Annotated in this window: 15 protein-coding genes and 3 pseudogenes; 8 read left to right on the forward strand and 10 right to left on the reverse strand. The window is 70.1% G+C overall.

Annotated elements, in window-relative coordinates; all coding sequences use genetic code 11:
* Positions 1-267 precede the first annotated feature (267 nt).
* Positions 268-480: pseudogene (locus ACZ4RZ_RS09620) on the forward strand (IS110 family transposase); the annotation flags it as partial.
* Between the two features lie 108 nt (positions 481-588).
* Here the strand turns inward: ACZ4RZ_RS09620 and ACZ4RZ_RS09625 are convergent.
* Genes ACZ4RZ_RS09625 through ACZ4RZ_RS09635 form a run of 3 tightly spaced genes read right to left on the reverse strand, consistent with a single transcriptional unit; the run spans position 589 to position 3188 of the window.
* The gene (locus ACZ4RZ_RS09625; RefSeq protein ID WP_467743418.1) at positions 589-1746 is read right to left on the reverse strand and encodes an acetyl-CoA C-acetyltransferase; all 1158 of its coding nucleotides are present in this window, start codon (positions 1744-1746) and stop codon (positions 589-591) included.
* Positions 1747-1769: 23 nt separating this feature from the next.
* Positions 1770-2381, reverse strand: coding sequence for a TetR/AcrR family transcriptional regulator (locus tag ACZ4RZ_RS09630; protein WP_467743419.1), 612 nt, complete (start codon positions 2379-2381; stop codon positions 1770-1772).
* 15 nt (positions 2382-2396) lie between these two features.
* Complete coding sequence (locus ACZ4RZ_RS09635) at positions 2397-3188, reverse strand: SDR family oxidoreductase (RefSeq protein ID WP_467743420.1); 792 nt, start codon at positions 3186-3188, stop codon at positions 2397-2399.
* A 72-nt stretch (positions 3189-3260) separates the two neighbouring features.
* Between ACZ4RZ_RS09635 and ACZ4RZ_RS09640 the strand changes: the two genes are divergently transcribed.
* Both ACZ4RZ_RS09640 and ACZ4RZ_RS09645 read left to right on the forward strand, forming a co-directional pair.
* Positions 3261-4406, forward strand: a complete 1146-nt coding sequence (locus ACZ4RZ_RS09640) for an acyl-CoA dehydrogenase family protein (RefSeq protein WP_467743421.1) — start codon at positions 3261-3263, stop codon at positions 4404-4406.
* Complete coding sequence (locus ACZ4RZ_RS09645; protein WP_467743422.1) at positions 4406-5464, forward strand: acyl-CoA dehydrogenase family protein; 1059 nt, start codon at positions 4406-4408, stop codon at positions 5462-5464. Before ACZ4RZ_RS09640 ends, ACZ4RZ_RS09645 begins: the two co-directional genes overlap by 1 nt.
* On the opposite strand, the gene qcrB is transcribed toward ACZ4RZ_RS09645, so the two are convergent.
* The 3 genes from qcrB to ACZ4RZ_RS09660 are packed head-to-tail and all read right to left on the reverse strand — an operon-like array spanning position 5439 to position 8464.
* Positions 5439-7115 carry a cytochrome bc1 complex cytochrome b subunit gene (qcrB, locus tag ACZ4RZ_RS09650; protein WP_467743423.1) on the reverse strand — a complete coding sequence of 559 codons (1677 nt, stop codon included), beginning with the start codon at positions 7113-7115 and terminating at the stop codon, positions 5439-5441. The genes ACZ4RZ_RS09645 and qcrB overlap by 26 nt on opposite strands.
* A gap of 57 nt (positions 7116-7172) precedes the next feature.
* Positions 7173-7748, reverse strand: coding sequence for a HutD/Ves family protein (locus ACZ4RZ_RS09655; protein WP_467743424.1), 576 nt, complete (start codon positions 7746-7748; stop codon positions 7173-7175).
* Positions 7745-8464, reverse strand: a complete 720-nt coding sequence (locus tag ACZ4RZ_RS09660) for a vWA domain-containing protein (protein ID WP_467743425.1) — start codon at positions 8462-8464, stop codon at positions 7745-7747. Before ACZ4RZ_RS09660 ends, ACZ4RZ_RS09655 begins: the two co-directional genes overlap by 4 nt.
* Positions 8465-8628: 164 nt before the next feature.
* Here ACZ4RZ_RS09660 and ACZ4RZ_RS09665 point away from each other — a divergent pair.
* A pseudogene (locus tag ACZ4RZ_RS09665) lies at positions 8629-9547 on the forward strand (rhomboid family intramembrane serine protease).
* Between the two features lie 129 nt (positions 9548-9676).
* Positions 9677-10585: a chitosanase gene (locus tag ACZ4RZ_RS09670; protein ID WP_467743426.1), complete on the forward strand. Its 909-nt coding sequence runs from the start codon at positions 9677-9679 to the stop codon at positions 10583-10585.
* A 33-nt stretch (positions 10586-10618) separates the two neighbouring features.
* Here ACZ4RZ_RS09670 and ACZ4RZ_RS09675 read toward each other — a convergent pair whose 3' ends face one another.
* Positions 10619-10783, reverse strand: a complete 165-nt coding sequence (locus tag ACZ4RZ_RS09675) for a hypothetical protein (protein WP_467743427.1) — start codon at positions 10781-10783, stop codon at positions 10619-10621.
* Positions 10784-10827: 44 nt separating this feature from the next.
* Between ACZ4RZ_RS09675 and ACZ4RZ_RS09680 the strand changes: the two genes are divergently transcribed.
* Positions 10828-11007 carry a hypothetical protein gene (locus ACZ4RZ_RS09680; RefSeq protein ID WP_467743428.1) on the forward strand — a complete coding sequence of 60 codons (180 nt, stop codon included), beginning with the start codon at positions 10828-10830 and terminating at the stop codon, positions 11005-11007.
* 115 nt (positions 11008-11122) lie between these two features.
* Here the strand turns inward: ACZ4RZ_RS09680 and ACZ4RZ_RS09685 are convergent, their stop codons facing one another.
* From ACZ4RZ_RS09685 to ACZ4RZ_RS09695, 3 genes are all read right to left on the reverse strand, one after another.
* Positions 11123-12583 carry a glutamate synthase subunit beta gene (locus ACZ4RZ_RS09685; RefSeq protein ID WP_467743429.1) on the reverse strand — a complete coding sequence of 487 codons (1461 nt, stop codon included), beginning with the start codon at positions 12581-12583 and terminating at the stop codon, positions 11123-11125.
* Positions 12576-17174, reverse strand: coding sequence for a glutamate synthase large subunit (gltB, locus tag ACZ4RZ_RS09690; RefSeq protein WP_467743430.1), 4599 nt, complete (start codon positions 17172-17174; stop codon positions 12576-12578). The genes ACZ4RZ_RS09685 and gltB overlap by 8 nt, the downstream gene beginning before the upstream one ends.
* A gap of 367 nt (positions 17175-17541) precedes the next feature.
* On the reverse strand, positions 17542-18273 hold the full coding sequence (locus tag ACZ4RZ_RS09695) for a VIT1/CCC1 transporter family protein (protein WP_467743431.1): 732 nt from the start codon (positions 18271-18273) through the stop codon (positions 17542-17544).
* Between the two features lie 299 nt (positions 18274-18572).
* Between ACZ4RZ_RS09695 and ACZ4RZ_RS09700 the strand changes: the two genes are divergently transcribed.
* Entirely contained in the window at positions 18573-19778 is a 1206-nt protein-coding gene (locus tag ACZ4RZ_RS09700) for an ADP-ribosylglycohydrolase family protein (RefSeq protein WP_467743432.1), read from the forward strand.
* Positions 19775-20284: pseudogene (locus ACZ4RZ_RS09705) on the forward strand (hypothetical protein); the annotation flags it as partial. The gene ACZ4RZ_RS09700 and the pseudogene ACZ4RZ_RS09705, both read left to right, overlap by 4 nt.

The following is a 20284-nucleotide window of genomic DNA, read 5'->3' on the forward strand; positions in this document are numbered from 1 at the left end:
ATAACTCCGCCATGCCTGTCGAGTGAGTAATATTCACCGCGCTTCAAGCTCAATTCTCACTTTGTAGGCACAGATATTGGCGTGCCCGGGGCCCATGGTTTCTGCCGAGGATTCGAGGGGCGGCGGCTCGTCGAGAACCCCTCGCGGACCCGCGGTGCCGACCGGCGTCGGCACCGAAGTCCCGTCCACCGGACGGGACTTCCCGAAGGACCTCATCGAGGCCCGGGACAAGTTCGATGAAGTACGAGGCGAACTGAGGATCCTGCGATGCCCCACACGCTGCGGGCAATCGGCGGCGAGGACGAGACGATCGCCGAGCTGGAGATGATCGTGGGCTTTGACGACGACCTGGCCGACGAAGCGACCAGGGTCGCCAACCGACTCCACGGCCTGCTCACACAGATCCACCCCTCCCTGGAATGGGTTCTGGGGCCACGGTTGCAGCACCCGGCCGTCCTTGCCGTGCTCGATCCGTCCGGCCAGACGACGAGCCGACCTGCTCCTCGTGATGCTCCGCGACGGCACCTTCCACGACCCACAACCCGCCCCCAGGGGTTGACGAAACCCATAGGGGCACCGCCCGTCGCCTCAGACCCGTTCGATGATCGTCACGTTGGCCTGACCGCCGCCCTCGCACATGGTCTGCAGTCCGAACCGGCCGCCGGTGCGCTCCAGTTCGTGGAGCAGGGTCGTCATGAGTTTGACGCCGGTCGCGCCGAGGGGGTGGCCCAGCGCGATCGCGCCACCGTTGACGTTGACCTTCTCCGGGTCGGCCCCGGTCTCCTTCAGCCAGGCGAGGACGACCGGAGCGAAGGCCTCGTTGATCTCGACGAGGTCGATGTCGCCGATGGACATGCCGGTCTTCTTCAGGGCGTACGCCGTGGCCGGGATGGGGGCCGACAGCATGCGGATGGGATCCTCGCCGCGCACCGAGAGGTGGTGGACCCGCGCGCGGGGCGTCAGCCCGTGTTCGCGGACCGCCCGCTCCGAGGCGAGCAGCATCGCGGCGGAGCCGTCGGACACCTGGGAGGAGCAGGCGGCGGTGATGGTGCCGCCCTCGACGACCGGATTCAGGCCGGCCATTTTCTCGAGCGAGGTGTCCCGGCGCGGGCCCTCGTCGACCGTGACCTCACCGTAGGCCACGGTTTCGCGCGTGAAGCGGCCCTCGTCGATGGCGCGGATCGCCCGCTGGTGGGAGCGGAGCGCGAACTCCTCCTGGTCACGGCGGCTGATACCCCACTTGGCGGCGATCAGCTCGGCGCCGTGGAACTGGTTGACGGGCCGGTCGCCGTAGCGCGCCCGCCAGCCCTCGCTGCCCACGAAGGGGCCCTCGGTGAGACCGAGCGGTTCGGCGGCCTGGCGGGAGGCGAAGGCGATGGGTATCTGCGACATGTTCTGGACACCCCCGGCGACCACCAGGTCCTGGGTGCCGGACAGCACGCCCTGCGCGGCGAAGTGGATCGCCTGCTGGGAGGACCCGCACTGCCGGTCGATCGTGACGCCCGGCACCTCCTCGGGCAGGCCCGCCGCCAGCCAGCAGGTGCGGGCGATGTCACCGGCCTGCGGCCCCACCGTGTCCAGGCAGCCGAAGACGACGTCCTCGACGGCGGCCGGGTCCACACCGGACCGCTCGACCAGGGCCTTGAGGACATGTGCTCCGAGGTCGGCCGGGTGGACACCGCTCAGGCCTCCCCTGCGCCGCCCGACGGGCGTGCGGACCGCTTCGACTATGTAGGCCTCGGCCATGACAACTCCCTCGCAGACATGGGTTATTCGCGTACGGAGATCCCGTCGAGGACCATCGACAGGTACTGCCGGGCGATCTCCTCCGGGCTGTGCTGTCCACCGGGCCGGTACCAGGACGCGGCAACCCACACGGTGTCGCGCACGAACCGGTAGGTGAGCCGGATGTCGAGGTCGGCCCGGAAGACCTCGGCGTCGACGCCGCGCTCCAGCGTGCTCAGCCACGCCTTCTCGAAGTTGCGCTGCGAGTCGGCGAGGAACGCGAAGCGCTGCTGGGCGGTGAGGTGCTTGGACTCCTTCTGGTAGATGGCGACGGCCGCGCGGTGCCGGTCGATCTCCCGGAAGGACTCGGTGACCAGGGCCTCCAGGGTTTCCCTGGGGCCCAGTTCGGCATCCAGGACGGCGTCGTACCCGTTCCAGAGCTCGTCGAGGAACGTCCGCAGGATCTCCTCCAGCATCGATTCCTTGGAGTCGAAGTGGTAGTAGAGGCTGCCCGCGAGCATCCCGGCCTCGTCCGCGATCTTGCGGACGGTGGTGGCGTTGTAGCCCTGCTCGGCGAAGACCTCGGCGGCGGTGTCGAGGAGTTCACGTCGCCGCTCCGGCGAGGCGGTCACCTGGGGCTTCTTCTTGGTAGGCACGGTCCCATTGTCGTCCTAGGCGTGCTGGCTACTGACGGAGACGACCTCGCCGGTCATGTACGAGGAGTAGCCCGACGCCAGGAACACGATCACGTTGGCCACCTCCCAGGGCTCGGCGTGGCGTCCGAAGGCCTCGCGCGCGGTCAGCTCTTCGAGGAGCTCGGGCGTGGTGACCTTGGCGAGGTGGGGGTGCATGGCGAGGCTCGGTGACACGGCGTTGACTCGCACTCCGTACGCGGCGGCCTCGATGGCGGCGCATCGGGTGAGCGCCATGACGCCGGCCTTCGCGGCGGCGTAGTGCGCCTGGCCGGCCTGAGCGCGCCAGCCGACGACGGAGGCGTTGTTCACGACGACCCCGCCCCTCTCCTGCTCCTTGAGCCGGCGCAGGGCCGCCCGGGTGCACCGAAACGTGCCGTTCAGCGTTACGTCGAGCACCTTCGACCATTGCTCGTCGGTCATGTCGACGAGAGCCGAAGTGCCGCCCAGGCCGGCGTTGTTGACGACGACGTCCAGGCCGCCGTGCAGCCCGGCAGCCGTGTCGAAAAGGGACTGGACCTGGTCCTCGTCGGTGACATCGCAGGGCAGCGCGGCGACACTCGCGGCACCGAACTCCTCGGCGAGTGCCTGCTCGGTCTCCTTGAGCCGCCGCGTGTGCGCGTCGCTGATCAGCACGCGCGCACCCTCCTCCAGAAACCGACGGGCCGTGGCTCCGCCGATCCCGGCACCCGCGGCGGCGGTGACAACGGCGGTGCGCCCCTTCAACAGCCCGTGCCCAGGTACGTACTCCGGACCCTCGACGTCTGTCATGACTCCACGCTAACCTACCAAACACTTGTTAGGGAAGGTTGCCGCAGAGATCACCGCCGAAAGGTGCCGCCGATGGATCTCGCCCACTCGCCCGCCGACGAGGCGTTCCGCACCGAGGCCCGGGCCTGGCTCGACGACCATGTCCCGGCCGTTGCCCTCCCCTCGCTGGAGACCGAGGAGGGCTTCGCCGCGCACCGCGCGTGGGAGGCCGAACTGGCCGCGGACCGCTGGTCGGTGGTGTCCTGGCCGACGGCGTACGGCGGCCGGGGCGCGGACATCGTCCGATGGCTGGTCTTCGAGGAGGAGTACTACGCGGCGAGCGCGCCGGGCCGGGTCAGCCAGAACGGCATCAGCCTTCTCGCGCCGACGCTCTTCGACCACGGCACGCAGGAGCAACGCGCGCGCGTGCTGCCGTCGATGGCCACGGGCGAGGTCATCTGGGCGCAGGCCTGGTCCGAACCCGAGGCGGGCTCCGACCTGGCCTCCCTCACCTCGCGCGCGGTGCGCACGGCCGGCGGCTGGCTGTTGAGCGGGCAGAAGACCTGGTCGTCGCGGGCCGCTTTCGCCGACCGCGCGTTCGGCCTGTTCCGCAGCGATCCGGACACCCCGAGGCCCCACCAGGGCCTGACCTACCTGATGTTCGACCTCCGCGCACCAGGTGTGACGGTCCGCCCGATCGGCCGTCTGGACGGCAGACCGGCGTTCGCCGAACTCTTCCTGGACGACGTGTTCGTCCCGGACGACGACGTGATCGGCGAGCCGGGCCAGGGCTGGCGGGTCGCCATGTCGACCGCGGGCAACGAACGCGGGCTGACGCTGCGCTCACCGGGCCGCTTCCTCGCCGCCGCCGACCGGCTGGTGTCCCTCTGGCGCACCCGGGCGGACCTCACGGACACGGCCCTGCGCGACCGGGTGGCCGACGCGGTGATCGGCGCCCGCGCCTATCAGCTCTTCACGTACGCCCATGCCTCCCGTTTCCTCGACGGCGACAGCATCGGCCCGGAGTCCAGCCTGAACAAGGTCTTCTGGTCCGAGTACGACATCGCGCTGCACGAGACCGCGCTCGATCTTTTGGGCCCGGAGGGCGAGTTGGCGGACACCGGCTGGTCCGAGGGATACGTCTTCTCCCTCGCGGGTCCCATCTACGCGGGCACCAACGAGATCCAGCGCGACATCATCGCCGAGCGGCTGCTCGGCCTCCCGAAGGGACGCCGCTGATGCGTTTCCTCCTCGACACCGAGCAGCGCGCCTTCGCCGCCTCCCTGGACGCGATGCTGACCTCCGCGGACACCCCCGCGGCCGTCCGCGCCTGGGCCGCGGGCGACCACGCCCCAGGCCGCGCCCTGTGGTCCCGCCTCGCCGACGCGGGCGTCTTCGCGCTGGCGGTACCCGAGGCATACGAGGGTGTGGGCCCCCTTCCCGTGGAACTGGCCGTCGCCTTCCTGGAGGTGGGCCGACACGCGGTGCCGGGCCCCCTGGTGGAGACGGTGGCGGCGGCCGCGCTCCTGTCCTCGCTCGGCGAATCGGGCCCCGCCAAGCGCCTCCTGCCGACGCTCGCGTCGGGCGGGGCGGTGGCCACGCTGGCCCTGCCGGGCGGGGTGCCGTATCTGCTGGACGGGGATGCGGCGGAGGTGCACCTGGCGGTGCGGAGCACCGGTGAGACCGCCGAGTTGCACCTGGCACAGGCGCCGGTCCGCACATCCACGCCGACCGCGACACCGACAGCCGCCGCCGACACCGACAACTCCCCTCGCCCCTCCCTCGACCCCGCCCGCCGGCTCGCTCGCCCGCTCCCAGGCGGTGAGCTCCTCGCCACGGGGCCCCATGTGGCTCGCGCTGCCGCCCAGGCCCTCGTATGGGCCCGGCTCGCCACCGCGGCCCAAGCCCTGGGGGTCGGGCTCGCGCTTCTCGACCGGACGGTCGGCTACGTGCAGCAGCGGAGCCAATTCGGGGTGCCCATAGGCTCGTTCCAGGCCGTGAAGCATCGGCTGGCGGACGCGAAGATCGCCCTGGATTTCGCGCGGCCGCTCCTCTTCGGAGCCGCCCTGTCGATGGCCCCGGCCGATGTGGCCGCCGCCAAGGTCACGGCCTGCGAGGCCGCGTACGCCACCGCCCGTACCGCGCTCCAGCTGCACGGCGCGATCGGCTACACGGCCGAGTACGACCTCTCCCTCTGGCTCACCAAGGCCCGCGCCCTGCGCACCGCGTGGGGCAGCCCGGCCGAGTGCCGGGCGGCGGTGCTCGCCGGTCTCAGTGGTGATGGTCCTCGCTCGTGAGCTCCCGGTACTCCTCGACCGTCGGCTTCGGGATCTGCGTACCGGCTCCGTACAGGGCCCGGGCCAGCCGGGCGCGCAGCCGGCGGGAGGGGCCCACCCGACGGGCCACGCCGTTGGCGTCGACGAGCGGACCCACCTCGTACGGCGGCGCCTGCTCGTGCTGGGTGAGGGTGAACCGATGCGCCTGCGAGAGCGGTTCATGGACCTCGACGTACTCGCCGTGCGGGAGCCGCTTGATGATGCCGGACTCGCGCCCGTGCAGCACTTTGTCGCGGTCCCGGCGTTGCAGTCCCAGACAGATCCGTTTCGTGACGACGAAGGCGAGCGCGGGCGCGACGAAGACGGCGACCCGCACGAACCAGGTGATCGCGTTGATCGAGAGATGGAAGTGGGTGGCCCACAGGTCGTTGCCCCCGCCGACGAGCAGCACGGCGTACAGCGTCAGCCAGGCGACGCCGAGCCCGGTGCGGGTGGGCACATTGCGCGGCCGGTCCAAGATGTGGTGCTCACGCTTGTCCCCGGTGACCCACGCCTCGATGAACGGGTAGACGGCGATGGCGGTCATGATGAGCGGGAAGAGGGAGAAGGGGGTGAAGACGCCCAACTGCAGGGTGTGCCCCCAGGCGTTGATCTCCCATCCCGGCATCACCCGGATCAGCCCCTCGGAGAAGCCGAGGTACCAGTCCGGCTGGGCGCCGGTCGTCACGAGGTCGGGCCGGTAGGGTCCGAAGGCCCACACGGGGTTGATCGTCGCGATCGCACCCATGATCGACAGCACGCCGAAGACGAGGAAGAAGAAGCCGCCCGCCTTGGCCATGTAGACCGGCATGAACGGCATGCCGATCACGGACTTCTGGTCCCGTCCGGGCCCGGGGTACTGCGTGTGCTTGTGGTAGAAGACCAGGATCAGATGGGCGACGACCAGGCCCAGCATGATCCCGGGCAGCAGGAGTACGTGGATCGGGAAGAAGCGCGGAATGATGTCATGCCCCGGGAACTCCCCTCCGAAGAGGAAGAAGGAGAGGTACGTCCCCACGATCGGGACCGACAGAATGGCGCCCTGCGCGAAACGGACGCCGGTGCCGGAGAGCAGGTCGTCGGGGAGCGAGTAGCCGGTCAGCCCGGTGATCAGGCCGAGCATCAACAGGGTCCAGCCGAACAGCCAGTTGACCTCGCGCGGCTTGCGGAACGCGCCGGTGAAGAACACCCGCATCATGTGCACGAGCATCCCGGCGAGGAAGACGAGCGCCGCCCAGTGGTGGATCTGCCGGATCAGCAGTCCGCCGCGCACGTCGAAGCTGATGTCGAGCGTGGACTCGTACGCCCGCGTCATGATGATGCCGTTCAGCGGCTTGTACGAGCCGTGGTAGACGACCTCGACGCCACTCGGCTCGAAGAACAGGGTGAGATAGACGCCGGTGAGGATCAGGATGAGGAAGCTGTAGAGGCAGACCTCGCCGAGCATGAACGACCAGTGGTCCGGAAAGACCTTGCGCATATTGGCCTTGGCCAGCCCGTAGATGCCCAGCCGCCCGTCGGCCCAGTCCGCGAGCCGCTCCCCGTTGCCCGCCTCGCCCCGCCGCCCGGCGCTCGAGGTCCCGACACGTGAAGTCCCCGCATTCCGGCTGGTGTTGACGTCTCGCACACCCATACGCCGCTCCCCTCGGCCCCCAGGGTGGCATGGCGCCCGGCCGAAGCCAACGGGGCGTCACGAGCCGAGCTCGGCGCCCCGTGGCACGAGCGCGACGACTGCGGTACGTCCCGTCGCACGCAGTTCGGCGTCCTCCCCGGTCAGCAACGCGGCGTCGTACCGCCCGAGGGTCAGTCCGGCCACCTCGGCCGTCCCCTCGAGCGCGACGACCAGCACGGCCGGCCCCGCCGGGACGGCGACGGGCAGCCCGGAACGCACGATCCTGACGGTCGGGGCCGCCTCGCCGCCCCTGCGCCACATGACGTTGAGGTTCACGACCGGGCCCCCGAGCAGGCGGCAGTCGGTCGGCAGATCACCGGGGAAGCCTCTCGGCTCATACCGCGTATCGACACGACGATGTTCGCCCCCGACGGTCAGGGCCATCCCCTCGCCCTCGACCATGGTGAGGATCCGGTCCACCTCGGCGAACGCCGAGAACGGCCCGTCGGCGCCCACGTCGGCGAGGCTCACCCGCCACACGAAGTCGCTCATGTCCGCGCCCTCGGGCCAGGCGGCAATCTCACGGGTCACCCCGCCGCCGTTCTTCCAGGGCACGGCGACCCGCTCGGCGGCGGGCAGCGGTCGTACCGTCACTGCACGATCCCCCGCGCCCGGGCCGCCGCCAGCCACTGCGGGAACTCCCCCACCAGCCGGTCGTACAGCTCCCCGTCGGACACCCTCCGGGGATCCGAACCGGCATGGAAGAACCCGGCGTTGTCGAGCACCCGCTTCTGCGGCACCGCCAGCTCGTCCAGCTTGCGCAGGAATTCGAACTGCCTGCTGCCCGGATCCCCGAACCCTATGAACTGCCAGAACAGCGGAAGCTTCGCCGCCTTGCACAAGTACCGTTCGGCGGCGAGCTTGTTGATCGGTCCGCCGTCGGTCTGGAAGACGACGAGGGCGGGGTCCTTGGAGCCGCTGTCCAGGTAGTGGTCGATGACGGCGTCCATGGCGAGGTGATAGCTGGTCTTGCCCATGTGCCCGAGCCCGGCCACGATCCGCTCGACGCGGCCCTGGTGGTTGTCGAGGGCGATGTCGGTGACGGCGTCGATGTCCGTCGAGAATAAGACGACCGGCACCGTCCCGTCGTCGTCGAAGTGGGCCGCCATCCCGAGCACCCGGTCGGCGAGCGCCTGCACACTGCCGTCCTGGTAGTACGGCTTCATCGACCCCGAGTAGTCGACCACCAGATACACGGCGGCCCGCTGCCCGTTCAGCCCGTGCTTGGTGAGGGAGACCCCCGCGCTCTTGTACAGACTGACCAGCGCGGGCGCGGTCTCCTCCACCTTGGTGAGGCTGATTCCGGCCATGCGGGTCTCCCATCGCGCGAGGGGTACGGGAGTGCCGAGATTACGTCACCGCAGACACCGCGGCCCCCGCCGTCCCGCCCGTACACCGATGTTCGCTATTTTGTTCGCCGCCGACCCCACCGGCTGATCGTTCCCCCATCCCGTTGCACTCCGAGGAGCCGGCCGTGGAGCCCGAGTCCGCCGTCACCACCTGCTATCGCCATCCCAAGGTGGAGTCCCATGTGCGCTGCACCCGTGCGACCGCTACATCTGCCCGGACTGCATGCGCGAGGCCGCGGTCGGCCACCAGTGCGTGGAGTGCGTGAAGGAGGGCGCGCGCTCGATCCGCCAGGCCCGCACCGCCTTCGGCGGCCGGATCTCCACGGTGCCCCTGGTGACGTACGCCCTGATCGGTCTCAACGTGCTCGCCTACCTGGCCGAGTTGGTCCGTTCGTCGGTGGTGGACCGGTTCGAGATGCTGGGCGCCGGCCTGGTGGGGCCCGACGGCGGCCACTACATGTGGCAGGCCCCGTACCCGTCGGACTTCCACCCGGAAGCGTCGTCGACGGCGAGTGGTACCGGCTGCTGACCGGGGCTTTCCTCCATCTGCCGCCCACCGAGGGCACGTTCGGGATCCTGCACATCGTGATGAACATGGTCTCGCTGTGGAACATCGGCCGGGTCGTGGAGGCCCAGCTCGGCCGCGTCCGCTACATCACCCTCTATCTGCTCTCGGCCCTCGGCGGCTCCGTCCTCGTCCTGCTGATCGCTCCGGACACCCCCGCGCTCGGCGCGTCCGGCGCGATCTTCGGCCTGGGAGCCGCGTACTACGTGATGGCCCGCCGACTGGGCGCGGACATGCGGAGCGTCAACCGCTTCATGACGGGCCTGCTGATCTGGCTGCTGATCTCGGCGGGTCTCACCTCCTGGCAGGGCCACCTCGGCGGCCTGCTCGCGGGCGGCGTCGTGACAATCGCCTACGCGTACGCGCCCCGCGACCGCCGCCGCTCCCCGATCCAGGCGGCGGCCTGCGCGGGTCTGCTGATCCTGCTGGTGGTGTCAGCGGTGGCCAAGGTGATGGAGCTCAAGAACGGAACGGCGTAGCGGAGGCCCCGCCCGCGGTGGCGGCGCACGCACCCGCAGTCGCCGACGCACGCCCGGCCGGACGAGGCCGCACTCCCAAGCGCACCGGCACCCACAACCGGTGCGCACCCCCGCCGTACGCTGTGCGCCATGAAACGCGCTGGTTGCCTCCTGTTCGCCACCGTCCCGCTCCTCGTTACCGCGGCGGTCTACTTCGTCACGCCCGAGCACAAGGACGCGCAGAACGCCAAGGGCAGCACGTCCGCCGCGGAGCAGGCACGTCAGGACGCCAAGTCGCATGCCGAGCGCACGGCCGAGCAGGCGGCCGACGACGAGCTGATCGCGGACCTGCCGCCCGGCCTCGCCGCCCCGGCCAAGAAGGAGCTCGCGCAGCAGATCGTGGCGAGCGCCGAGAACTCCACCCTCGACTGGCGCAGCGCGTACGGCTACATCGAGGACATCGGCGACGGCCAGGGCTACACCGCGGGCATCATCGGCTTCTGCACCGGCACGCACGACCTGCTCACCCTGGTCGAGCGGTACACGAAGGCCCACCCGGCCAATGGCCTCGCCCGCTACCTCCCCGCCCTGCGCAAGGTCGACGGCACGGACTCCCACGAGGGTCTCGACGGCTTCCCGGCCGCCTGGCACAAGGAGGCCGGTGTCACCGCGTTCCGCGCGGCACAGGACAGCGAACGCGATCGCGTCTACTTCGACCCCGCCGTCCGCCTCGCCAAACTCGACGGCCTCGGCACGCTCGGCCAGTTCATCTACTACGACGCCATGGTGCTGCACGGCCCCGGAACCAGCCCCGACAGCTTCTACGGCCTGCGCGAACGCGCCATACGCGAGGCCGACCTGCCCTCCCAGGGCGGCAGCGAGAAGTCGTACCTGGACATCTTCCTCGACATCCGCCGTACGACGATGAAGTCCAAGAACCCGGACCGCGACACCACTCGCATCGACACGGCCCAACGGCAGTTTTTGTACGACGGGAACCTGGACCTGCACAAGCCGCTGGGGTGGAAGGTCTACGGGGAGACGTACCACGTGCCGTAGCACATCTCGGCGCGCCCGGGTCTCCCTGGCGCCTCAGTGTTTCTGGGCGCCCCACCTCTCCCGCAGCACCCCCTCCGCCGGTTTGCCGTGCGGGGTGTACGCGAGCTTCACCGGCGTCTCCTCGCTGTCCGGCCAGTCGTCCCACATCCACCAGCAGACCCCGGCCCACCACCGCCGGCCCTCGAAGGACTCCAGCAACGCCCGGCCTCGCCCTCCTGTCACTGGCCGCCGCGCTGACCGCGGTGCTCGCGATCACGCTGAGCCAGTGCCAGGGGAACGAGAGCGGTGCCGTACTGAAGGTCACGGTGGGCGACCGCCTCCTGGTGACCTTCACCGACACCGAACGCCCTTACACCCGGGGCAAGGCGGGCGCGAACACCGAGGACGCCACGGTGAAGTTCCAGGATCTGAAGGCGAGTTGACGAAACGCCGCGGCGCCCGCCAACGTCCGGTCGGGGACAAGGCGAGCGCCGTGGTTGTTCCGTACGCCTTTGTACGGGACGTCTTTGAGTGACCGTCAGGTCACGGTCAGGGAGGTCAGACCATCAGCGAGCGGTCCGTCGGGCGGATCGGCGCCGGGAGGTCGCTGGCACCGGTGAGGAAGCGGTCGACGCCACGGGCGGCCGAGCGGCCCTCGGCGATCGCCCAGACGATCAGCGACTGACCACGGCCGGCGTCACCGGCGACGTACACGCCGGGGACATTCGTCGCGAACTCGGCGTCACGCGCGATGTTGCCGCGCGCGTCGAGCTCAAGGCCGAACTGGGAGACCACGCCGTTCTCGACGTCGGTACCGGTGAAGCCCATGGCCAGCGTCACCAGCTGGGCGGGGATCTTGCGCTCCGTGCCCGGCTTCTGGGTCAGCTTGCCGTCGATGAACTCGACCTCGACGAGGTGCAGCCACTGGACGTTGCCGTCCTCGTCGCCCTCGAAGTGGGTGGTCGAGACGGAGTAGACCCGCTCGCCGCCCTCCTCGTGCGCGGAGGTGACCTTGTAGAGCATCGGGAACGTCGGCCAGGGCTGGCCCGGGTTCCGCTCCTCGCCCGGGCGCGGCATGATCTCCAGCTGCGTGACCGAGGCCGCGCCCTGACGATGGGCGGTGCCCACGCAGTCCGCGCCCGTGTCGCCGCCGCCGATAACCACGACGTGCTTGCCCTCGGCCGTGATCGGGGGCGCCACGTAGTCGCCCTCCTGGACCTTGTTGGCCAGCGGCAGGTACTCCATCGCCTGGTGGATGCCGTTCAACTCCCGCCCGGGGACGGGGAGATCACGAGCCGTCGTCGCACCGGCGGCGATGACCACGGCGTCGTACCGCTTGCGCAGGTCCGTCGCCTTGAGGTCGCGGCCGATCTCGATGCCGGTACGGAAGCGGGTGCCCTCCGCGCGCATCTGCTCGATACGGCGGTTGATGTGCCGCTTCTCCATCTTGAACTCGGGGATGCCGTAGCGGAGCAGGCCGCCGATGCGGTCCGCGCGCTCGTACACCGCGACCGTGTGACCGGCGCGCGTGAGCTGCTGGGCGGCGGCCAGACCCGCCGGGCCCGAGCCGATCACCGCGACGGTCTTGCCGCTCAGGCGCTCGGGGATCTGCGGGGCGACATCGCCCGTGTCCCACGCCTTGTCGATGATCGAGACCTCGACGTTCTTGATGGTCACGGCGGGCTGGTTGATGCCCAGCACGCACGCCGACTCGCAGGGAGCGGGGCACAGCCGACCCGTGAACTCCGGGAAGTTGTTCGTGGCGTGCAGGCGCTCCGACGCGGCGGACCAGTCCTCGCGGTACGCGTAGTCGTTCCACTCGGGGATCAGATTCCCCAGCGGACAGCCGTTGTGGCAGAACGGGATACCGCAGTCCATGCAGCGCGAGGCCTGCTTGGAGATGATCGGGAGCAGCGAGCCCGGAACGTAGACCTCGTTCCAGTCCTTCAAGCGCTCGTCGACCGGGCGGGTCCTGGCGACCTCGCGGCCGTGGTTCAGAAAGCCCTTGGGATCAGCCATTGGTCGCCGCCTCCATCATCTTCTCGGTGATCTCGGACTCGGGGAGTCCGGCTCGCTCGGCGGCGTCCTTGGCGGCGAGCACTGCCTTGTACGTGCTGGGGATGATCTTGCTGAAGCGGTCCACGGAGACGGACCACTCGGCGAGGAGCTTCTCGGCGACCGTCGAGCCGGTCTCCTCCGCGTGCCGGCGCACCACGTCGTGCAGCCACCGCTTGTCGGTGTCGTCGAGCTCCTCGACGGCGCCCATGTTGCCGACATTCACGTTGTCGCGGTTCAGGTCGATGACGTACGCGATGCCGCCGGACATACCGGCCGCGAAGTTGCGGCCCGTCTCGCCGAGGACCACCGCGTGACCGCCGGTCATGTACTCGCAGCCGTGGTCGCCCACGCCCTCGGACACGACGGTCGCGCCGGAGTTGCGGACGCAGAAGCGCTCACCGGTGCGGCCGCGCAGGAAGAGCTCGCCGCCCGTCGCGCCGTACGCGATGGTGTTGCCCGCGATCGTCGAGAACTCGGCGAGGTGGTCGGCGCCCCGGTCGGGACGGACGATCACGCGGCCGCCGGAGAGGCCCTTGCCGACGTAGTCGTTGGCGTCGCCCTCCAGGCGGAGCGTGACACCGCGCGGCAGGAAGGCACCGAAGGACTGGCCCGCCGAGCCCGTGAAGGTGATGTCGATCGTGTCGTCGGGCAGACCCGCGCCGCCGAACTTCTTCGTCACCTCGTGGCCGAGCATGGTGCCGACCGTGCGGTTGATGTTGCGGATCGCGACCTGCGCGCGGACCGGCTGGGCGTCGGTCGCGGAGTCCGCGGCGAGCGCGTCGGCGGCAAGCTTGATCAGCTCGTTGTCGAGCGCCTTCTCCAGGCCGTGGTCCTGCTCGACGACCTGGTGGCGCACCGCGCCCTCGGGCAGCTCGGGCACGTGGAAGAGCGGGGACAGGTCCAGGCCCTGCGCCTTCCAGTGGGTGATCGCCCGCGCCACGTCGAGGTTCTCGGCGTGGCCGACGGCCTCCTCGATCGTGCGGAAGCCCAGCTCGGCAAGGATCTCGCGGACCTCTTCGGCGATGAACTGGAAGAAGTTCACGACGTACTCGGCCTTGCCGGCGAAGCGGTCGCGCAGCACCGGGTTCTGCGTGGCGATGCCGACCGGGCAGGTGTCCAGGTGGCAGACGCGCATCATGACGCAGCCGGAGACGACGAGCGGCGCGGTCGCGAAACCGAACTCCTCGGCGCCGAGCAGCGCGGCGATGACGACGTCACGGCCGGTCTTCAGCTGGCCGTCGGTCTGCACGACGATCCGGTCGCGCAGGCCGTTGAGCAGCAGCGTCTGCTGGGTCTCGGCGAGGCCGAGCTCCCAGGGACCGCCCGCGTGCTTCAGCGACGTGAGCGGGGAGGCACCCGTACCACCGTCGTGACCGGAGATCAGTACGACGTCCGCGTGGGCCTTGGAGACACCCGCGGCGACCGTGCCGACGCCGACCTCGGAGACCAGCTTCACGTGGATGCGGGCCTGCGGGTTGGCGTTCTTGAGGTCGTGGATCAGCTGAGCCAGGTCCTCGATGGAGTAGATGTCGTGGTGCGGGGGCGGGGAGATCAGGCCCACGCCCGGGGTGCTGTGCCGGGTCTTGGCGACCCAGGGGTACACCTTGTGGCCGGGCAGCTGGCCGCCCTCGCCGGGCTTGGCACCCTGCGCCATCTTGATCTGGATGTCGTCGGCGTTGACCAGGTACTCCGAGGTCACACCGAAGCGGCCGGAGGCGACCTGCTTGATGGACGAACGGCGCGCGGGGTCGTACAGCCGGTCCGCGTCCTCGCCGCCCTCACCGGTGTTGGACTTGCCGCCCAGCTGGTTCATGGCGATGGCGAGGGTCTCGTGCGCCTCCTTGGAGATGGAGCCGTACGACATGGCGCCGGTCGAGAAGCGCTTGACGATCTCGGAGGCGGGCTCGACCTCGTCGATGGAGATCGCGGGGCGGTCCGACGTGAAGCCGAACAGGCCGCGCAGCGTCATCAGCCGCTCGGACTGCTCGTTCACGCGGTCCGTGTACTTCTTGAAGATGTCGTAGCTGCCGGTGCGCGTCGAGTGCTGGAGGCGGAAGACCGTCTCCGGGTCGAACAGGTGCGGCTCGCCCTCGCGGCGCCACTGGTACTCGCCGCCTATGTCGAGGGCACGGTGCGCGGGCGCGATGCCGGAGGCCGGGTAGGCCTTGGCGTGCCGGGCGGCGACCTCCTTGGCGATGACGTCGAGACCGGCGCCGCCGATCTTTGTGGCCGTGCCGTTGAAGTACTTCTCGACGAAGGCCTCGTCCAGGCCGACGGCCTCGAAGACCTGGGCGCCGCGGTAGGAGGCGACGGTCGAGATGCCCATCTTGGACATGACCTTGAGGACGCCCTTGCCGAGCGCGTAGATCAGGTTGCGGATGGCCTGCTCGGGCTCGATGCCCTGCAGGAAGGTGCCCGCGCGGACCAGGTCCTCGACGGACTCCATCGCCAGGTACGGGTTGACCGCCGCGGCGCCGAAGCCGATGAGCAGGGCCACGTGGTGGACCTCGCGGACGTCGCCCGCCTCGACCAGCAGGCCCACGTGGGTGCGCTGCTTGGTGCGGATGAGGTGGTGGTGGACGGCCGCGGTGAGCAGCAGTGAGGGGATCGGCGCGTGCTCGGCGTCCGAGTGGCGGTCCGACAGGACGATGAGACGGGCGCCGTTCTCGATGGCGGCGTCGGCCTCGGCGCAGATCTCATCCAGGCGCCCGGCGAGCGAGTCGCCACCACCGGAGACCCGGTAGAGACCGGACAGGGTCGCGGCCTTCATGCCGGGCATGTCGCCGTCGGCGTTGATGTGGATGAGCTTGGCCAGCTCGTCGTTGTCGATCACCGGGAAGGGCAGGGTGACCGAGCGGCACGAAGCGGCGGTCGGCTCGAGGAGGTTGCCCTGCGGGCCCAGCGAGGAGCGCAGGGAGGTGACCAGCTCTTCGCGGATCGCGTCCAGCGGCGGGTTGGTGACCTGTGCGAACAGCTGGGTGAAGTAGTCGAAGAGCAGCCGCGGGCGCTCGGACAGGGCCGCGATCGGCGAGTCCGTGCCCATGGAGCCGAGCGGCTCGCCGCCGGTCTTGGCCATCGGCGCGATGATGACGCGCAGCTCCTCCTCGGTGTAGCCGAAGGTCTGCTGGCGGCGGGTGACCGAGGCGTGGGTGTGCACGATGTGCTCGCGCTCGGGCAGGTCGGAGAGCTCGATCTCGCCGGCCTCCAGCCACTCCGCGTAGGGCATGTCGGCGGTGAGACCGGCCTTGATCTCGTCGTCCTCGATGATGCGGTGCTCGGCGGTGTCGACGAGGAACATCTTGCCCGGCTGGAGGCGGCCCTTGCGGACGACCTTCGAGGGGTGGATGTCGAGGACGCCGACCTCGGAGCCGAGGACGACGAGGCCCTCGTCGGTGACCCAGTAGCGGCCGGGGCGCAGACCGTTGCGGTCGAGGACCGCGCCTACCTGGGTGCCGTCGGTGAAGGTGACACAGGCCGGGCCGTCCCAGGGCTCCATCATCGTGGAGTGGAACTGGTAGAAGGCGCGCCGGGCCGGGTCCATGGAGTCGTGGTTCTCCCACGCCTCCGGAATCATCATCAGCACGGAGTGCGGCAGCGAACGGCCGCCCAGGTGCAGGAGTTCGAGCACCTCGTCGAAGGAGGCCGAGTCGGAGGCGTCCGGCGTACAGACCGGGAAGATCCGCTCCAGGCCCTTGTCGCCGAAGAGGTCCGAGACGAGCTGGGACTCGCGGGCGCGCATCCAGTTGCGGTTGCCCTTGACCGTGTTGATCTCGCCGTTGTGCGCGACGAAGCGGTACGGGTGGGCGAGCGGCCAGCTCGGGAAGGTGTTGGTGGAGAACCGGGAGTGCACGAGCGCGATCGCGGAGGCGAAGCGGCGGTCGGACAGGTCCGGGAAGAAGGGTTCCAGCTGGCCGGTGGTCAGCATGCCCTTGTAGACGATGGTGCGCGCGGAGAGCGACGGGAAGTAGACGCCGACCTCGCGCTCGGCGCGCTTGCGCAGCACGAAGGCCTTGCGGTCGAGGTCGATGCCCTCCGAAGCCGACTCGCCGTCGGTCACGAAGACCTGGCGGAAGACGGGCATCGTCGAGCGAGCGGTGGCGCCGAGGAGTTCGGGGGCGACCGGGACCTCGCGCCAGCCGAGGACGGTGAGGCCTTCGCCGGCGGCGATCGTCTCGATCTGTGAGACGGCGGCGTCGGTGCCGTCCTCGGGCAGGAAAGCGATACCTACGGCGTACGCACCGGCCTGGGGCAGTTCAAATCCGGCCACCTCGCGAAAGAAGGCGTCGGGAACCTGGGAGAGAATGCCGGCGCCGTCGCCGGAGTCCGGCTCGGAGCCGGTGGCACCGCGGTGCTCCAGATTGCGCAGAACCGTGAGCGCCTGCTCGACCAGCGCGTGGCTCGCCTCGCCGGTGAGGGTGGCCACGAAGCCGACGCCACAGGCGTCGTGCTCGTTGCGGGGGTCGTACATACCCTGCGCAGCAGGGCGAGCATCCATGAAGGACCAGTTCTGGCCGTTCGTGGAGTGCTGGGACGGCTGGCGCGGCGTACGCATCGGCTCTCCCGTCGTCGTCGTGGCATATGACATCTGCCGAGGGACGACGTTGGCCCTCTGCTGGGGGTGCAAAATTTCACGCAGGTTACATGATGGAGCGATTCTCGGGAACCGGATACCGCGTTCCAACATGCGGACACCGCGGGGGCGCGGCGGGGGTACCGCGCGCAGCGGTGGAAGTTAGGGGACCTAAGCGGACAGATCAGTGACCGTCGGTCCGATTCGTGGCAGGCTACGTCGCCCGCTACGAGTGGTGCGGAGCAGGCGTCATTGCCCGCGGTGCTTACGGCTCATGCCCGGTGGTTAAGGAATCGAAACCGCCGAGTAACGGCTACTTATGCAGTCCCTTGCATAGGTGCTCGGCGCATCATCCTACGGCCGTACCGAAGAAGCTGCCCAGGACGTATGTCACACCTGCCGCGGCACCACCGAGAGCGAGCTGTCGCAGTCCACTGAACCACCAGGACCGCGCGGTCACCTTGGCCACGATCGCGCCGCACGCGAAGAGCCCGATCAGCGCGAGCAGCAGCGCGGGCCACAGGGCGGTCGCACCCAGCAGATACGGCAGTACGGGGAGCAGGGCGCCGAGCGCGAAGGAGCCGAAGCTCGACACGGCGGCGACGGCCGGGGAGGGCAGGTCGCCCGGGTCTATGCCCAGCTCCTCGCGGGCGTGGATCTCCAGGGCCTGCTCGGGGTCGCGGGAGAGCTGCCTGGCGACTTCCAGCGCGAGCTCGGGCTCGACACCACGGGCTTGGTAGAGCTCGGCGAGCTCGCGCTCCTCGTCCTTGGGGTGCTTGCGCAACTCCCTTCTCTCCACGTCGAGTTCGGCCTCGACGAGTTCGCGCTGCGAGGCGACGGAGGTGTACTCGCCGGCGGCCATGGAGAAGGCGCCCGCGGCGAGACCCGCGAGCCCGGTGATGACGATGGTCTGATGAGAAACGGACCCGCCGGCGACGCCGGTCATGAGGGCGAGGTTGGAGACGAGGCCGTCCATCGCGCCGAACACCGCGGGACGCAGCCAGCCGCCGTTGACATCACGGTGGGTGTGGTTGTCGCGGTGCGCCTCGTGCAGTGTCGCTTCGGTCTCGATGATGGCCATGCGGGTCCCCCAAGGTTTCTAAGGTAAGGCTAACTTTGGACGAGTTCTACTTTTCGACAACACAGAATTTACGCCTTTCATTTCCCTCTTGCCAGCAAGGAAAGGCTGGGCTTACCTGCGGCTTTACGCGACAATGCTCATCCGTGTCGATCTCTGCACAGATGTCGACCGGGTGACGTCACGGCCGGCGAGGCTCCTGTCAACCGCCAATGTGGGACAGATCCGCAAAGGGTTCCGCGCGCCTAGCTCCGAGCACTGAGCTCCGCGTCCTGACAGGGGCCCTGAGAGGAGAGGCACGTATGGCTTCCATCGCCTGCATTCCCTCGGTCCCGGCGCCGGGGGACGCCGCCGATCTCCGCGAACGGGCGCGCGGTGCGCTGCTCGGACTCGCCGTCGGGGACGCGCTGGGCGCGCCCGCCGAGAACATGAAGCCGTCGGAGATCCGTGCGAAGTGGGGCCGGATCACGGGGTACGTCGACGAGCACCCGGCCGGGACGGACGACACCGAGTACGCGATCTTCTCGGGCCTGCTGCTGGCCCGGCACGGTTCGGCGCTCACCGTGGCCCATGTCGAGTCGGCCTGGCACCAGTGGATCGCGGACCGTGACGAGGGCCCGTTCCGCGGCGCGGGCTTCAGCGAGCGCGGCACGCTGGAAAACCTGCGCCGCGGCCTGGCCGCCCCCATCTCGGCGCAACACCGGCACGCCTGGAGCGACGGCCTGGCCATGCGCGCGGCGCCCTTCGGCGTCTTCGCGGCCGGCCGGCCCGCCGAAGCCGCCCGGCTCGTGGCGATCGACGGCTCGGTGAGCCACGACGGGGAGGGCATCTACGGCGGCCAGGCGGTCGCGGCGGGCGTCGCGGCGGCCATGGCGGGCGCCCCCACGATCGCGGTGGTCGCCTCCGCGCTCGCGGTGATCCCGGACGACTCCTGGACGGCCCGCTCCCTGCGCCGTGCGGTCGCCGTCGCCCACCGCGGCGAGCGTGCGGTCCGCTCCGCGGTCGTCATCGGCGGCTACCCCTGGACGGACCTCGCCCCGGAGGCCGTCGCCCTCGCCTTCGGCGCGTACGCCGCGGCCGACGGCGCCTTCACCGAGTCCGTGCTCACCGCCGTGAACATGGGCCGCGACGCGGACACGACGGCGGCGGTCGCGGGCGCGCTGGCCGGCGCCACGCACGGCACCTCGTCGATCCCACCCGCCTGGGCGGCGGCGATCGGCCCGGCCCGGGGCAGCTGCCTACCCTCCATGGAGGGCCACCACGTACTGGACGTGGCGGAACTGCTGACGCCTGGGGACGACGGGAAGTGGGCGGCCGGGGGGCTCGTACGAGGTGCGGATGGCAGTGCCTTCGTACGAGATCCGCGGGGCGACTGGGCGGTCCCCGACCCGGGCGGCTGCCTGCTGCCCGCCCCGGACACGTACGCCCCGCCCTACACGCAGGCGAATGCTCTTCCCGTAGCGGACGCCTACGTACTCGCCGCCGATGACGACGAGGTACGACCGTGAGGCCCGGCCTGGTCGGGGACGAACCCGGAGAGGGCACCGGCGAGGGAGCCGGCGCGGGGGCAGGCGCCACGGTGGAGGCCGGAACGGCGGGACCGGTTTCAGCGGGGCCCGGCACGGCGGGACCCGAGGCGGAGGAGCCCGGGGTGGAGGAGCCCGGGGTGGAGGAGCCCCTCACGGACGCGCTCGGCACGATGACGTCACGCTTGGCGGAATCCGGCATGGAGGAAGCCCTCGCGGAGATGCTCGGCGGGACGACCCGCTCGGGGAAAGCCCTCGCGGAAATGCTGGGCGGGGCGACCCGCCCGGGGAAGGCCCTCGCGGAAATGCTCGGCGGGGCGACATCCCGCTCGGCGGAACCCCGCATGGAGCAACCCGTCACCGAGACACCCGGCACGACGACATCCCCCTTGAAGGAACCCCGCACGAAGCAACCCGCCACCGAGACACCCGGCACAGCGACGCCCCGCACGAAGCAAGCCCTCGCCGGGCCACTCGGCACGACGACA

The sequence above is a fragment of the Streptomyces sp. NPDC027189 genome (assembly GCF_055566975.1).